Annotated in this window: 18 protein-coding genes and 1 pseudogene; 9 read left to right on the top strand and 10 right to left on the bottom strand. The window is 64.1% G+C overall.

The window, feature by feature from the left end; all coding sequences use genetic code 11:
* Positions 1-80: 80 nt before the first annotated feature.
* Entirely contained in the window at positions 81-842 is a 762-nt protein-coding gene (locus J1C56_RS22705) for a GGDEF domain-containing protein (protein ID WP_214392316.1), read from the bottom strand.
* Between the two features lie 177 nt (positions 843-1,019).
* On the opposite strand from J1C56_RS22705, the gene J1C56_RS22700 reads away from it, so the two are divergent.
* Both J1C56_RS22700 and J1C56_RS22695 read left to right on the top strand, forming a co-directional pair.
* Positions 1,020-1,730, top strand: coding sequence for a pyrimidine 5'-nucleotidase (locus J1C56_RS22700; RefSeq protein ID WP_214392315.1), 711 nt, complete (start codon positions 1,020-1,022; stop codon positions 1,728-1,730).
* Positions 1,727-2,575: pseudogene (locus J1C56_RS22695) on the top strand (DUF817 domain-containing protein); the annotation flags it as partial. The gene J1C56_RS22700 and the pseudogene J1C56_RS22695, both read left to right, overlap by 4 nt.
* 3 nt (positions 2,576-2,578) lie before the next feature.
* Here J1C56_RS22695 and J1C56_RS22690 read toward each other — a convergent pair.
* A complete protein-coding gene (locus J1C56_RS22690) occupies positions 2,579-3,418 on the bottom strand; it encodes an LOG family protein (protein ID WP_108609491.1) in 840 nt (279 codons plus the stop codon).
* A 143-nt stretch (positions 3,419-3,561) separates the two neighbouring features.
* Between J1C56_RS22690 and dapD the strand changes: the two genes are divergently transcribed.
* The 4 genes from dapD to J1C56_RS22670 all read left to right on the top strand — a co-directional run bounded on the left by dapD (position 3,562) and on the right by J1C56_RS22670 (position 5,927).
* Positions 3,562-4,416: a 2,3,4,5-tetrahydropyridine-2,6-dicarboxylate N-succinyltransferase gene (dapD, locus tag J1C56_RS22685; RefSeq protein WP_214392314.1), complete on the top strand. Its 855-nt coding sequence runs from the start codon at positions 3,562-3,564 to the stop codon at positions 4,414-4,416.
* 70 nt (positions 4,417-4,486) lie between these two features.
* Positions 4,487-4,840 carry a DUF805 domain-containing protein gene (locus J1C56_RS22680; protein WP_214392313.1) on the top strand — a complete coding sequence of 118 codons (354 nt, stop codon included), beginning with the start codon at positions 4,487-4,489 and terminating at the stop codon, positions 4,838-4,840.
* Positions 4,833-5,204, top strand: a complete 372-nt coding sequence (locus J1C56_RS22675; RefSeq protein WP_214392312.1) for a DUF805 domain-containing protein — start codon at positions 4,833-4,835, stop codon at positions 5,202-5,204. The genes J1C56_RS22680 and J1C56_RS22675 overlap by 8 nt, the downstream gene beginning before the upstream one ends.
* A gap of 21 nt (positions 5,205-5,225) precedes the next feature.
* The gene (locus J1C56_RS22670; RefSeq protein ID WP_214392311.1) at positions 5,226-5,927 is read left to right on the top strand and encodes a hypothetical protein; all 702 of its coding nucleotides are present in this window, start codon (positions 5,226-5,228) and stop codon (positions 5,925-5,927) included.
* Here J1C56_RS22670 and J1C56_RS22665 read toward each other — a convergent pair.
* Complete coding sequence (locus J1C56_RS22665) at positions 5,924-6,934, bottom strand: 2-dehydropantoate 2-reductase (RefSeq protein ID WP_214392310.1); 1,011 nt, start codon at positions 6,932-6,934, stop codon at positions 5,924-5,926. The two genes, J1C56_RS22670 and J1C56_RS22665, sit on opposite strands and share 4 nt — an antisense overlap.
* Positions 6,935-7,106: 172 nt before the next feature.
* Here J1C56_RS22665 and dapE point away from each other — a divergent pair, with 172 nt between their 5' ends.
* Both dapE and J1C56_RS22655 read left to right on the top strand, forming a co-directional pair.
* Positions 7,107-8,294, top strand: coding sequence for a succinyl-diaminopimelate desuccinylase (gene dapE, locus J1C56_RS22660; protein WP_214392309.1), 1,188 nt, complete (start codon positions 7,107-7,109; stop codon positions 8,292-8,294).
* A gap of 12 nt (positions 8,295-8,306) precedes the next feature.
* Positions 8,307-8,903 (top strand): transporter, encoded by a 597-nt coding sequence (locus J1C56_RS22655; RefSeq protein ID WP_214392308.1) that lies wholly within the window; start codon positions 8,307-8,309, stop codon positions 8,901-8,903.
* Between the two features lie 25 nt (positions 8,904-8,928).
* Here the strand turns inward: J1C56_RS22655 and J1C56_RS22650 are convergent, their stop codons facing one another.
* The gene (locus J1C56_RS22650; RefSeq protein WP_214392307.1) at positions 8,929-10,095 is read right to left on the bottom strand and encodes an MFS transporter; all 1,167 of its coding nucleotides are present in this window, start codon (positions 10,093-10,095) and stop codon (positions 8,929-8,931) included.
* Between the two features lie 48 nt (positions 10,096-10,143).
* Between J1C56_RS22650 and J1C56_RS22645 the strand changes: the two genes are divergently transcribed.
* Entirely contained in the window at positions 10,144-10,683 is a 540-nt protein-coding gene (locus tag J1C56_RS22645; protein ID WP_214392306.1) for an Lrp/AsnC family transcriptional regulator, read from the top strand.
* Between the two features lie 3 nt (positions 10,684-10,686).
* On the opposite strand, the gene truA is transcribed toward J1C56_RS22645, so the two are convergent.
* The 6 genes from truA to def form a co-directional block, all read right to left on the bottom strand.
* On the bottom strand, positions 10,687-11,439 hold the full coding sequence (gene truA, locus J1C56_RS22640) for a tRNA pseudouridine(38-40) synthase TruA (RefSeq protein WP_214392305.1): 753 nt from the start codon (positions 11,437-11,439) through the stop codon (positions 10,687-10,689).
* A 23-nt stretch (positions 11,440-11,462) separates the two neighbouring features.
* Entirely contained in the window at positions 11,463-11,972 is a 510-nt protein-coding gene (locus J1C56_RS22635) for a GNAT family N-acetyltransferase (protein ID WP_214392304.1), read from the bottom strand.
* Positions 11,969-12,904 (bottom strand): methionyl-tRNA formyltransferase, encoded by a 936-nt coding sequence (gene fmt / locus J1C56_RS22630; protein WP_214392303.1) that lies wholly within the window; start codon positions 12,902-12,904, stop codon positions 11,969-11,971. The genes J1C56_RS22635 and fmt overlap by 4 nt, the downstream gene beginning before the upstream one ends.
* A 47-nt stretch (positions 12,905-12,951) precedes the next feature.
* On the bottom strand, positions 12,952-13,377 hold the full coding sequence (locus J1C56_RS22625; protein WP_214392302.1) for a type II toxin-antitoxin system VapC family toxin: 426 nt from the start codon (positions 13,375-13,377) through the stop codon (positions 12,952-12,954).
* Positions 13,374-13,661, bottom strand: coding sequence for a FitA-like ribbon-helix-helix domain-containing protein (locus J1C56_RS22620; protein ID WP_214392301.1), 288 nt, complete (start codon positions 13,659-13,661; stop codon positions 13,374-13,376). Before J1C56_RS22620 ends, J1C56_RS22625 begins: the two co-directional genes overlap by 4 nt.
* Positions 13,662-13,725: 64 nt before the next feature.
* The gene (def, locus tag J1C56_RS22615) at positions 13,726-14,256 is read right to left on the bottom strand and encodes a peptide deformylase (protein WP_214392300.1); all 531 of its coding nucleotides are present in this window, start codon (positions 14,254-14,256) and stop codon (positions 13,726-13,728) included.
* Between the last annotated feature and the right edge of the window lie 50 nt (positions 14,257-14,306).

Genomic DNA, 14,306 nt, shown 5'->3' with positions numbered 1-14,306 from the left:
ACGGCATCTCAATAACAAGAAGGGGCGACAGCAAACGCCATCGCCCCGCTAGCAAACCAATGTGACCGATTCGCGCGCCGTCAGGCCGCTTCGGGAATGCCCGTGTCAAAGATCGCGCGGTTGCGGCCTCGACGCTTGGCCTCATAGAGGCGCTTGTCGGCGGCGCGCATCAGTTCCGACACGTTGGCTTCGGACTCGCAATTGGTGCCGCCGATGCTGACGGTGAGCGGCACCGCCGGCTCGTCATTGGGCTGGAAGCGCAACCGTTCCACCTCGCTGCGGATACGCTCGGCGACGAGCTTGGCCTCTTCCTCCGTGGCGCCAACAAGGAAGGCGCCGAACTCCTCGCCGCCGATTCGCCCGAGGATGTCACCGCTGCGCACGCCGCGGGTGATCGCAGCGGCGATCTGCAGCAAGGCCTGGTCGCCGGTCAGGTGACCAAAGGAGTCGTTGATCTGCTTGAAGTGGTCGGCATCGATGATCAGCAGCGCGCCGCGATCGTTCTTGCGCCTTGAGCCATCGAGCGCGGCAAAGAAATTCTCGCGGTTGAGCATGCCGGTCATCTCGTCGCGGCTCGCCTTTTCCGAAAGGCGGCGATGGGCGGCGGCAAGCTGGGCATGCGCCCGCATCAGATCGTCATGGGCGAGCTTCAGCTTCCTCTCCTGCATGAAGGTGAAGAAGCCCAGTGGGGTCGCAATGAACAGCGGGCATAGCAAGCACATCAGCCAGCCGATGGCGCCAACTGTTCCTCCCAGTGCTGGCACGATCGTCAAGACCAGTGCAAGCGAACCCAGGATTGAAACCAAGGTCACAGCGGCTGTTTTAAGAACGACGATTTTCATTTCGACTCCCTGCCGGCTTTGAAATGCCAGCATCAACTGAAGGTCATCTTTCATCGGTAGTTAAAATTTGACCCACCTTGTTGAATTTGGTGTCTTCCGAATTTTGGCCATTGTCGAGTGCCAACTTGGCCTCATGCAGCCGCTTCCAAAATTCTTGAACCGTGGCATAAGGGCGTCATGACCGATATTCCCGATCCCGCCCGCTTCGACCACGTCACCGACTGGGTCTTCGACCTCGACAACACGCTGTATCCGCACCATTCGAACCTGTTTTCGCAGATCGACGTGAAGATGACGGGCTATGTCGCGGAGCTTCTGACGCTGTCGCGCGAGGACGCGCGCAAGCTGCAAAAGGAGCTCTATCTCGAATTCGGCACAACGCTTAACGGGCTGATGCAGCGCCACGGCATCGATCCCGACGCGTTCCTCGAACATGTCCACGACATCGACTATTCTTGGCTGGTGCCGGATCCGGTGCTGGGTGCTGCGATCCGCCAGTTGCCGGGCCGCAAGTTCATCTTCACCAACGGCAATCGAAGCCATGCCGAGCGCACCGCGCGCCAGCTTGGCATCCTCGACCATTTTGACGACATCTTCGACATCGTCGCTGCTGGTTTGACACCCAAGCCGGCGCGCCAGCCCTACGAGACCTTCGCCGCCTTGCACAAGGTGACAGGCGCCAACGCCGTGATGTTCGAGGACCTCGCACGCAACCTGTCGGTGCCGAAGTCGCTTGGCATGACCACGGTGCTGATCGTACCGCGCAATTTCGAGCCCACCTTCTCCGAGATCTGGGAAAGCGACCCGACCCACGAGGACGATGTCGACTTCGTCACCGACGATCTCGCGAGCTTCCTGACCACCATCGTCGAGGCCAACGCCGCTTGAGCCGGTTTACCTCCGTCGAGGCGCGGATCGATGCGGCGGCACATGCCGTGCTCGACCGCCTGCCCGCCGGAGGTGTCTCGGGCGCGGTCGTCGAGTTCCTCGTCTTCGGCCTGAAGCAGGCCTGGGCCTGCCTGTTCGGCGGCGCCATGCTGGCGCTGATCATGGCGACCAAGCTGTGGTGGCCGGACGGGGCGGCACTGGCGCGCTACGACTTCCTGTTTGTCTCGGCGGTCGCCATCCAGCTGGCGATGCTTGCTTTCAAGCTGGAGAAGCCGTCGGAAGCCAAGGTCATCCTGATCTTCCACGTCGTCGGCACGGCGATGGAGATTTTCAAGACCTCGGCCGGCTCGTGGACCTACCCGGAAGACAGCCTGTTCCGCATCGACAACGTGCCGCTCTTTTCCGGCTTCATGTATGCGGCCGTGGGTTCCTACCTCGCCCGCGTCAGCCGCATCTTCGACATGCGCTACACAAGCTACCCCCCGCTATGGGCGACGGTGCTCCTGTGCGCGGCGATCTACGTCAATTTCTTCGCCCACCACTTCGTCATCGACATCCGCTACGGGCTGTTCGCCGTCACGGCGGTGCTCTATTTCCGCACCGTCGTGCACTACCGCGTCTTCCGCTTCCGCCACCGCATGCCGCTGCTGCTCGGCTTCCTGCTGGTTTCGCTGTTCATCTGGTTTGCCGAAAACATCGGCACCTGGTCGCGTGCCTGGATCTATCCGGGCCAGCACGATGCCTGGACGCCGGTCTCCATCCAGAAACTCGGCGCCTGGTACCTGCTGATGATCATTTCCTTCGTGCTGGTGACGCTGGTGCACAGGCCACGGCCGCTGGACGCCGGCTCAAAGGCTGTAGAACTTGGCGATGATGTCCCAGGCCTCGTCGGCGGTGTCGACAAAATCGATGATATCCTGGTCGCCAGGCGTGATCGTGCCTTGGTCGGCGAGGAAATCGAGGTCGATCGCCCGCTCCCAAAATGACTTGCCGAACAGGATGACCGGCACCCGCTCCATGCGTCCGGTCTGGATCAGCGTCAACGTCTCGAAGAACTCGTCCATCGTGCCGAAACCGCCCGGGAACACGGCAACCGCCTTGGCGCGCATGACGAAGTGCATCTTGCGGATGGCGAAATAGTGGAAGTTGAAGCACAGCTCCGGCGTCACATAGGCGTTGGGCGCCTGCTCGTGCGGCAGCACGATGTTGAGGCCGATGGACGGTGCTCCGACATCGTCGGCGCCGCGGTTGCCGGCTTCCATGACGCCCGGGCCGCCGCCGGTGACGACGACGAACTCGCGATAGTAGGACGCCGCCGAATGCTGCGAGCACAGGCGGGCAAACTTGCGCGCCTCCTCATAGTAGCGGCTGTTGGCCTCGAGGTTCTTGCGCTGCGTCTCGTTCTTGGCGGCCCAGGCCTCGCCGCCGGGTTCGGGAATGCGCGCGCCACCGAACAGAATGACCGTCGAACGGATGCCGCGTTCGGCCAGGATCATCTCGGTCTTGAGCAGTTCAAGCTGCAGCCGCACCGGGCGCAGGTCGCGCTGGGTCATGAAGTCTTCGTCATTCCAGGCGAGCCGGTAGGTCGAGGCGCGTGTCTGCGGCGTGTCAGGCACGCTCTTGGAACGCTCCAGGTCTTCGTCGGAGTGCGGCAGCGGCGTCCAGCCAGCCTTGTCCATTGGATTCATTATATGCTCGACCTCAAATTTCGTTGCCCGCGACATTCCGCGGCGTCACCGCGATTGACCCCCAGATAAGCCTGAAATAGGGTCCGCGCGATTTTATGCCAGCTTAGAAGCCTTAACCTTAACGGCCCGTAACGGAGATGTTTATGTCGAAGCCCGATCTCGCCAGCCTGGAAAAGACCATCGATCGGGCGTTCGAGGAACGCGACGGCATTTCGACGTCGACCCGTGGCGAAGTCCGCGACGCCATCGAGACGGCGCTCGACCTGCTCGACAAGGGCACGGCCCGCGTCGCCCAGCGCCAGGACGACGGCAAGTGGCAGGTCAACCAGTGGCTCAAGAAGGCGGTGCTGCTGTCCTTCCGCCTCAACCCGATGGAGCTGATCTCGGGCGCGCCCGGTGGCGCCTCTTGGTGGGACAAGGTGCCGTCCAAGTTTGACGGCTGGGGCGCTGTCGACTTCGAGAAGGCCGGCTTCCGCGCCGTGCCGTCGGCTGTCGTGCGCAAGTCGGCGTTCGTTGCCCCGGGCGCAGTGCTGATGCCGTCCTTCGTCAATGTCGGCGCCTATGTCGACACCGGCACGATGGTCGACACCTGGGCCTCGGTCGGCTCCTGCGCCCAGATCGGCAAGAACGTCCACCTGTCCGGCGGCGTCGGTATTGGCGGCGTGCTCGAGCCGATGCAGGCCGGCCCGACGATCATCGAGGACAACTGCTTCATCGGCGCGCGTTCGGAAGTCGTCGAGGGCTGCATCGTCCGCGAAGGCTCCGTGCTCGGCATGGGCGTGTTCATCGGCCAGTCGACCAAGATCGTCGACCGCGCCACGGGCGAAGTGTTCTACGGCGAAGTGCCGGCCAATTCGGTCGTCGTGGCGGGTTCGCTGCCGGGCAAGCCGCTGCCGAACGGCGATGCCGGCCCGAGCCTCTACTGTGCCGTCATCGTCAAGCGCGTCGATGCCAGGACCCGTTCCAAGACCTCGATCAACGAACTGCTGCGCGATTGATCTTTCACGCGATCCGAAGCAACTTCGACCGGCGCGCGCCATGTGCGCCGGTTAGCTTCGGAGGGGTGACATGGACTGGAAGTATCTCCTGACCAGCTTTGATGGTCGCATCAACCGGGCCAAGTTCTGGGCCGGCATCGGCGTCATGATCGCCGTCAGCATCGTCGCCAACCTGCTCGACATGATGCTCGGGCTCGACATCGGCAATTCGGGCGCCGGCGCCATCAGCATCGTCGTCACGATCGGCATGATCTATTTCGCGCTGGCAATCTATGCCAAACGCTGGCATGACCGCGACAAGTCGGGCTGGTGGAGCCTGATCGCACTCGTGCCCGTCATCGGCGCCGTCTGGATCCTTGTCGAACTTGGCATCCTCGAAGGCACCAGGGGCGCCAACCAATTCGGACCGGATCCTCTTGCCTGACAAATCCCAGCTCTTCTGGTTGTTCTTTCGCTTCTCGGGCCGCGTCAACCGCGCGGCCTATCTGCTTGGCTTCCTGTTCATGCTGGTGGTGATGTCGTTCCCGCTCTACCAGTTCATGCGCGTGCACCCGGAAAGCGGCGCCGCCCAGCTGTGGTCGATGCTGTTCGGCCTGACCTTCCTGGTCTTCCTGTGGGCGCATATCGCCTTCAGCGTCAAACGCCTGCACGACTTCGACAAGCCCGGCCTGTTTGCGGTTGCGCTGTTCATCCCGGTGGTGTCGATCTTCGCCTTCATCGCGCTGTGCTTCTTCCCCGGTACTCCGGGCCCGAACCAGTTCGGCAACCACACCAACGCGCCGCAATAATCGCAGGCAGAGACGAGCGCGATGTCTTACAGAACGCTCAACCCGGAAAAGATCGCAGCCACCGCGCAGTCGCTGGAGGCGCGCATCGGCGACCGCTTCCCGAATTCCGGCCTCGCCAGCGTAGCCTCCGAACTAGTCGTCATGTCACGTGATCTCGCCGCAGCAGCCGAAAGGCTGGCGCGGCCGATCTGGTGGCTCCGGGTCCTGACCTGGTCGGTAATCATACTCGGCGCCGGCATGTTCATCTTCGTCGGCTCGATCCTGTCCTTCGACCGCATCTCGACCGGCGCCTTCGACTTCGTGCAGGGCGTGGAGGCGACACTCAACACACTGATCCTCGGCGGCGTCGGCTTCCTTGCACTCAACAGCGTCGAGCAGCGGCTCAAGCGCAAGCAAATCTTCAAGGAACTGCACGGCCTGCGCTCGCTGATCCATGTCATCGACATGCACCAGCTGACCAAGGACCCGGCTGCCCTGTCGACCTCCTTCACGCCGACGGCGCATTCACCGCAGCGCACCAACAACCCGGCCGAGCTCGCCCGCTATCTCGACTATTGCTCGGAGATGTTGTCAGTCACCGGCAAGCTCGCAGCGCTCTTCGCGCAGGCCATCCAGGACGAGGTTGTGACGAGTGCGGTCAACGACATAGAGGACCTCGGCTCCAACCTGTCGCGCAAGATCTGGCAGAAGATTACGCTGATCGAGGCCACGCGACAGACCTAGGCGACCTGCTCCGGCTTCAGCCTGGGCGACCCCTTGCCCCTGGCTTCCGCGTCGCGCACCAAGGCGACGATCCGCTCGGTCAGCGTGGCTGGCGTACCGGCCTTTCGCGCGAGCCCAAGGATGACTCCCTGCAAGGCATCGACCTCCGTCCTACGCCGCCGCTCGAGATCCTCCCACATCGACGACCGCGCCATCGGGTCGATCGCCAGCATGCGCTTCGCCAAGCGCAGGAACAGCCAGTCAGGCAGGCGGAGTACAGTTGGCAGCAGCACAGGCGATACCGCTGTAACCTTCACCGGCCTGATGCCGTTCGCCTTCATCGCCGCCAGCGCCTCGTCGATCTGATCGGCGAGGATGCGGCGCCACCTGGCATCGGCGAGCTGAGCCGCCAGAGGCAGCCCCGAAAGTGCCACCAACGCATTGTTGAGGTTCATCAGCAGCTTGCCCCATTGGACGGCAGGCATGTCGGCGTGACCGGCAACGGTAAAGCCGTCGACGTCGAGCAGCTTGCGCAGGCTCTCGTCTCCGGCCTCGATCAGCACTGTGCCCGCACTGGCCCGGTGGACGTGCAGCGGCAACTCGCCTTCGGGCGACTGGACGACGTTGAACGGCACCATGCCGGCAATCACCCGTCGCCGCCCGAGCGCTGCCCGCAGCAGCGTCGGATTGTCGATCCCGTTCTGCAGGCTGACGATGACGGCACTTTCCGGCGCATGGCGGGCGATCAGCTCGGCCATGGCGGCGGTGTCGCCGCTCTTCACCGCAACCAGCACGACATCGGCCCCGGCAAGCACCGAAGGAGCGGTCGCGACGTCGATGGCGCCGCCATCGAGCCGGCGGTCAAACCCGTCGATGTCGCTGACCCGCAGCCCGGCGGCGCCGATGGCTTCGGCGACGCGGCGCCGCGCCAACAGCGTCACGTCCCGCCCAGCCAGCGCCAGGCACGCACCGGCATGGCAGCCGATGCTGCCGGCGCCTGCGACGACGATGGACTGATATGCCCGCATGCCCCTCCCCCGACGGCTCGACTATAGGCAACGTTCGAAGCCGAACACAAACGCCTGCCAGGCGCTGTCTGGCGATCACGACCGTACAACGCTGTAGCGAGGCTGTACTCGGTGCAGTCTGGAACAACCGAACGTCGTGACAGGAACCAGCGATTCGATTATCGCTGTCGCCATGAAGCTGCCTACAGACCCCGCCGAGAACCTCGCCGCCCTCATCCGCTGCCCTTCGGTCACCCCAGCCGAAGGCGGCGCACTGACAGCACTGGAGGCCATGCTGAAGCCGCTGGGCTTCGCTGTCGACCGCCCGACCTTCTCCGAGGACGGCACGCCCGACATCGAGAACCTCTATGCCCGCCGCTCGGGCAACGGCCCGCACCTGATGTTTGCCGGCCATACCGACGTGGTGCCGGTCGGCGACGAGGCGGCGTGGAAGCACCCGCCGTTTTCGGCTGCGATCGACAATGGCGAGATGTATGGCCGCGGTGCGGTCGACATGAAGGGCGGCATCGCCTGCTTCATCGCGGCGGTCGCCCGCCACGTCGAAGCCCATGGCGGCCCCAAGGGGTCTGTTTCGCTGCTGATCGCCGGTGACGAGGAAGGCCCCTCGATCAACGGCACCGTCAAGCTGCTCGAATGGGCGGCGTCGCGCGGCGAAAAGTGGGATGCCTCGCTGGTCGGCGAACCGACAAACCCGGACGCGCTCGGCGACATGATCAAGATCGGCCGTCGCGGCTCGCTGTCGGCCACCATCACCGTCCATGGCCGCCAGGGCCACGTCGCCTATCCGCATCTCGCCGACAATCCGGTGCGCGGCCTGATGACGCTCGTCGATGCACTGCTGAACCCGGCCTTCGACAAGGGGACCAAGGATTTCCAGCCGTCGAACCTGGAGGTCACCACCTTCGACGTCGGCAACGCCGCCACCAACGTCATTCCGGCCAGGGCGACCGCCACCTTCAACATCCGCTTCAACGACACCTGGACGGACGAGACGCTGCAGGCCGAGATCCACAATCGCCTGGACAAGGCGAGCGGGCGCAAGAAATACCGCAAGGGGCGCAAGGAGCCGATCGAGTTCGAGCTGGTCTGGCGCGACCGGCCGAGCCACGTCTTCCTGACCCGCAACGACAAGCTGATCGATGCGCTGGCCGGCTCCATCAAGAGCGTCACCGGACGCAAGCCCAAGCTCTCGACGACGGGCGGCACATCCGACGCGCGCTTCATCAAGGACTATTGCCCGGTCGTCGAGTTCGGGCTGGTCGGCAAGACCATGCACATGGTCGACGAGCGCGTGCCGCTTGCCGAGCTGGAGATGCTGACACAGGTCTACCAGCAGTTCCTCGCAGACTGGTTCGGATGACGAAACGCGCTGATGCTGGCAACCGATGACATCGAGCAGAATCTTGCGGGCGCCTGGCGGCTGATGCTGGGCAAGGCCGACGGCCTGCGCCTGCTCGATCTCAGCGCCGACGGGTTCTGGAACTCGTTCTTTGCGATTCTGGTTGCGGTGCCCGCGCTCGTTGTCGGCTGGGCCGGGGTGTCAAACGACGTCGCGCTGGAGACGGCAACCTTCGCCGGTCGCTTCGGCATCGTGGTGCGCCTCGCCATGGTCGACATGGGTGCGTGGGTCCTGCCGCTGATCGCGCTTGCGCTTGTTGCGCCGCGCGCCGGCATCGGCGACCGCTTCGTCCACTATGTCGTCGCCAGCAACTGGACCTCGGCGATTATCGCCTGGCTGATGCTGCCGGCAGCCCTGACCCGCATGCTGTTTCCGGCGGCACAGAACTTCATAACGTTGCTGTCGCTGGCGGTGTTCGGCCTGTCGATGGTGTTCACCTGGCGGATGACCAATGCCACCATCGGCAAGGGTGCGGCGATCGGATCGGCCGTCTTCACCGGCATGTTCTTCATCTCGCTGCTGGTGCTGTTTTCGCTGCAAGCCCTGCTCGGTATCACACTGCCGGCCTGAACCGCCGGCGCAGCGACTCTAGAACTCAACGCCAAGCGGCAGCGGCGGCACCAAGCATCAGCACTGCCGCGACGATCGCCGAGGCCGCAAAGCCGTAGTTGGCATAGAGCGGACCGAATGCGGTGGTACCGACCGACACGGCGAGATAGGTGACCGCGCTGTTCAGCCCCATGATGGTGCCACGCCTGCTAGGGTCGAGCATGGACAGGCGCATGACCAGCACGTTCAGCCCGAAATGGTTGCCCAGCCCCCACAACGCCATGGTGGCGATGAGCACGGCGAAGTTGCCTGCGACGGCAGCGATCAGCACATAGATTGCCGCCACGCCGAGATATGCGATGGGCATGACGCGCCGGGCGCCGATCCGGTCGACGATGCCGTCGAGCAGGGCTGCGGCGCCAAAACCGATGCCGTAGGAAACAGCGGCGAGACCATTGGTGCTGACCGGCCGTCCGAGCGCCTGGTGCAAATGATCGCCGAGATAGCCATAGACGCCATAGAACGCCGTCATGAAGGCGCCGCAGGCAATCAGCAGCGGCACGATGCCGGGCGTTGCCAGCGCCCCCAGCGGCGCGGGAGCGATGCCGCCGGCCGGCTTGTCGTCGGCCGACATGGCCGATATGGCCGCCAGCGCAATGGCAGCAAGCAACGCGACCGCTGCGAATACCGCGCGCCAATGGACGAGGTCGGCGAGCACGGCTGACAGCGACACGCCGGCAACCATCGACAGCGTCCAGCCGGTAAGCACGACGCCGATGGTTCCGCTCTCACGGCCGGGCGGCGCAACTGCGGCAGCGCTGGCATAGATCGCCGGAAGAGCGATGCCGGCCGCGATGCCGGCGAGCAATTGTGCTGCGACCAGCACGATGACCGCTGGCGCCATGGCGCTGGCCACAAGGGCTATCGCCAGCAACGCCAGTGCGCCCTGCAACATGCGTTTCGCGCCGAAGCGGTCGATATAGCGGGCAAGAAAAAGAGCACTCGCCGCGGTGCCCAGCCCGAACGCCGAGGCGGCCGTCATGACCACGGGGACGGAACTGCCGAAGCCGGCGGCCACCTCGGGGGCAATCGGTCCGAGGACCAGCGAATTGGAGCCGATGACGGCGATGCAGCCGGTCAGCAGGTAGGCTGCCCTGGGAATGCGAGCCACAGGTTCGGCAACGACAGGAAACAATTGATCGGGGTTCGACATGGGCGCATATTCCCCGAATGATGTTCAGCTTCAACGGAGAATTTCCGGATGGATGAAGAAACAGACGGCATTCGGCAGAACCGCCTGTCGGAGCGCACGGTCGACGCCGCGGACCGAAGGCTGTTAGGCGTTCTGGTGGAGGACGCGACAGTCTCCTACGCCGAACTGGGCGAAAAGGCCGGCCTCTCCGCGCCGGCGGCGCACGAACGGGTGAAGCGCATGCGCCGGTCCGGCGCCATCCGCCAGACGGTGGCGATGGCGGACCCAAAGGCGCTCGGCAAGCCGCTTTTGGCCTTCGTCCATATCGACACCAAGGGCTGGGGCAAGACCCCTGAACTGATGGCCGTGTCGTCGTTTCCGGAAGTCGAGGAGATCCACACGGTCGCCGGCGACGCCTGCCTGCTGCTCAAGGTGCGGACCGAGGATACACGCGCGCTCGAAGGGCTCCTTGCACGCCTCTATGACACGCCTGGTGTAACCTCGACGCGCAGCTATGTCGTGCTGTCGACCTATCTGGAACGGCCCGTTCAGCCCGGCATTACCCAGGACTGGCCAGCGCCGAAGCACATGGCGCAGCCGCTCTACTAGGCGCTAGGTCGCCGGGTAATCGACGCCGCTGAGATAGAGCCCATCGGGCGGCGCGACCTGGCCGCAAGCGGCGCGGTTGCGCGCTTCGAGTGCGGCCTTGAGATCGTGCGCTGTCCACCCGCCCTCGCCGACCCGCTTCAGGCTGCCGACCATCGAGCGGACCTGGTTGTGCAGGAACGAACGCGCCGAGGTCCGGACCTCGATCATGTCGTCCATACGCGTCACGTCGAGTTGGGCGAGCGTACGCAGCGGGCTGTTGGCCTGGCATTGGGTCGAGCGGAAGGTGGTGAAATCGTGCCGGCCCAGCAAGACCTTGGCTGCCTCAGCCATCGCCTCGTGGTCGAGGCGCTTGGGCACCCACCAGACCTTGCCGCGCTCAAGCGCGGCCGGGGCCCGGCGATTGAGGATGCGGTAGACGTAGTGACGCCCGGTGGCGGAGAAGCGGGCGTCGAACTCATCCGGCACCTGCTGGGCCGCAAGCACCGCCACCGTCTCGCCGGCGGCCTGCAGATGCGCGTTGACGGCGTCGCGGACCTTGTCGTTGGCCCACGCCTTGGTCAGGTCGGCATGGGCGACCTGTGCCGTCGCATGCACGCCGGCATCGGTGCGGCCAGCACCACGCAACGAGATCTCGTCGCCCGAGAACTTCAGGATCGCCTGCTCGATCGCCGCCTGCACCGTGTGCAGGCCGGCCTGCCGCTGCCACCCGGCATAGGCGCGACCGTCATATTCGAGATCGAGGCGATAGCGCGGCATGTGGGGTGGTAACTCCGGCCGCTTTACGCAGCCAGAGCCGTACCGAAAGCCGAAGCGTAGACCAGCTTGCCGGCCTCGGGCGCATCGCCCCAGGCCAGGGCCTGCAATGCGTCGCACTGATAGTCGCTTTCGAACTTCGCGGCGCGATCGTGCGTGTAGCCGAAGCGACCGTAATAGGCCGGATCGCCAAGCACCACGGCCAGCGTCTCGCCTGCGTCCTTGAGGCGGATATGGGCTTCGCGGATCAGCGCGCCGCCGATGCCGCTGCCGTGGAAATCGGGCTCGACCGCCAGCGGCGCAAGCGCGACCGCCGGGACTGTCTTGCCGCCGTTCTGGACGTAGAGGCGCGAAAACAGGATGTGGCCGACCACATCGCCATCTTCTTCGGCCACCAGTTCGATGACCGCGTCGCCTTCGGCAACCAGTGCGTCGACAAGACCGGCCTCGGCCTGCTGCCCGAAGGCGTGTTCTTCAACGAGGCGGATCGCCTCGCGGTCGCGGGGCGTAGCCGCCCGGATCGACATCATGCTCATGACAATTTCATTCCTTCTTCGATCTTGGCACCGCGCAGGAATTCATCCGCGGTGACGGGTTTTCCTCCCGCCCTTTGTACCTCGACCAGCCTGACGGCAGCTTCGCCGCAGGCAATCTCCAACCGGTCGTCGAGAACCGTTCCCGGTTCCCCTTGTCCAGCGGAACGTTGCGAGCGCAAAACTTTCAGGCGCTCGGTTCGTCCGCCGATTTCGAATTCGCACCAAGCGCCGGGAAATGGCGACAGGCCGCGGATATTGTTGTCGACTGCCGTCGCCGGCAAGGTCCAATCGATCCGCGTCTCCGCCTTATCGATTTTTTTGGCGTAGGTCACGCCTTCGCTGGCCTGGGGCACTGTTTCCAGCCTGCCCGCTTCAAGTTCCGCCAGCGCTTCTACCATGAGCGAAGCACCCATCGCCATCAGACGATCGTGCAACTCGCCGGCTGTCATGTCGGGTCCAATCGCGACTTTTTCAAGTCGCGCCACCGGTCCGGTGTCCAATCCCTCTTCCATCCGCATGACCATCATGCCGGTCTCGGTGTCGCCCGCCATGATGGCGCGCTGGATCGGAGCCGCCCCTCGCCAGCGCGGCAGGAGCGAGGCGTGGCCATTGTAGCAGCCCAATCGGGTGCCTTCGAGAATGGCCTTTGGCAGCAGCAAACCGTAGGCAACGACGACGGCAACATCCGCCTTGAGGCCAGCAAAGGCCGCCTGCTCGGCCTCGCCCTTCAGCGACAGCGGCGTACGCACCTCGATGCCAAGGCGCTCGGCCTCGCGTTGCACCGGCGACGGCGTCAGCTCCAGCCCGCGCCGGCCGGCGGCGCGTGGCGGCTGCGAATAGACGGCGACGACTTCGTGGCCGGCGTCCGCTATCGCACGCAGTGTCGGCACGGAAAAATCCGGCGTTCCCATGAAGATGACGCGAAGGCTCATTCGGCTCTGGCTATCCCGCAATGCCCCGGACAGCATCGGCCATCCGTTCAGGCCATCGCTTCAAACGGGTTTACGAGCCTGAGGTCAAGCCCGTCGAAGTCGCGGACGTTGCGCGTGGCAAGGGTCGCGCCATGAACAAGGCAGATCGCCGCGATCATGGCATCCATCAGGCCTATCGGGCGACCGACTGCTTCTCGCTTGGCCAGGACCTCGCCGAACTTGATGGCGGAGGCGACGTCGTTGGGGAGAACCTTGTTGCGAAACCGCTGGCCGATCAGCGCGGACAGCGCATCGAGGTGACCCGAGTGCTTGTCACGTTGCAGAATGCGGTATCCGCCGTAAGAGAGTTCGGCGACTACAGGGATGCACAGAAAAAGCTCCGCCTGATCTTGCTGTACCAGCCATGCAACAGCATTGGCGTTCGGACGCTGCAGGCGGACTTCCGAAATCACATTCGTATCGAGGACGATCATTCAAGTTCAGGGAGTGGTCGTCCCTCGTCCTTGCGCATCCCGTCCACGGCTTGCATGAAGTCTGCGTGATCCTCTTCCGACATGAGCGCATTGTTGTCCTGGAAGATGCTTCTCAGCACCTCGAAAGCATTGCGGGTGTCAGGCGGCGTCTCCTTCTCTTCCGCCAAGCTTTGAGCCAGCCGCAACGTCACCTCGTCAGACAGGCTACGCCCGCCTTGGCGCGCCTTATCGGCCAAGCTTTCCTTGACGGCTTCCGGAATATTCCTGATCAGCAGGTCGCCCATGCGCGCCTCCATCGGTTGATATCAATGATATCAGATGGTGGCGGCACCAGCAAACAAGGTGGAATCACCCCACCATGCGGCTTGGCGGACGGTCCTTGGCGAGCTTCTTGAACTTCTTCATCACCATGTCGCGCTTGAGCTTGGAGATGTAGTCGATGAACAGCACGCCGTTCAGATGATCGATCTCATGCTGCAGGCAGGTGGCGAGCAGGCCGTCGGCATCGACCTCCTGGAGCTTGCCATGCTCGTCGAGATACTTGACCCGCACCGTCGCCGGGCGCTCGACCTCGGCATAATAATCGGGGATCGACAGGCAGCCTTCTTCGTAGATCGAGCGGTCTTCGCCGCTGGTGACGATCTCAGGATTGATGACGATGCGCGGCGCCGGCTCCTCGCCTTCCTTGGCAAGGTCGATCACCAGCATCCGGATCGGCTCGCCGACCTGGATCGCGGCGAGGCCAATGCCTGGCGCGTCATACATCGTGTCGAGCATGTCGCGCGCGAACTTGCGCACGCCGTCGTCGATGTGTTCGACCGGCTTGGAATGCTCGCGCAGGAGCGGATCGGGCAGGATGATGAGCGGCTTGATCGTCATGCGCTTCAACTAAGATGTCAGAATAAAGCCGTCAACTGGTCTGACACGGC

It is taken from the genome of Aminobacter anthyllidis (genome assembly GCF_018555685.1).
Taxonomy (GTDB): domain Bacteria; phylum Pseudomonadota; class Alphaproteobacteria; order Rhizobiales; family Rhizobiaceae; genus Aminobacter; species Aminobacter anthyllidis.
The sequence above is the reverse complement of the archived record's forward strand: the minus strand, read 5'-3'. Positions and strand labels throughout refer to the sequence as shown.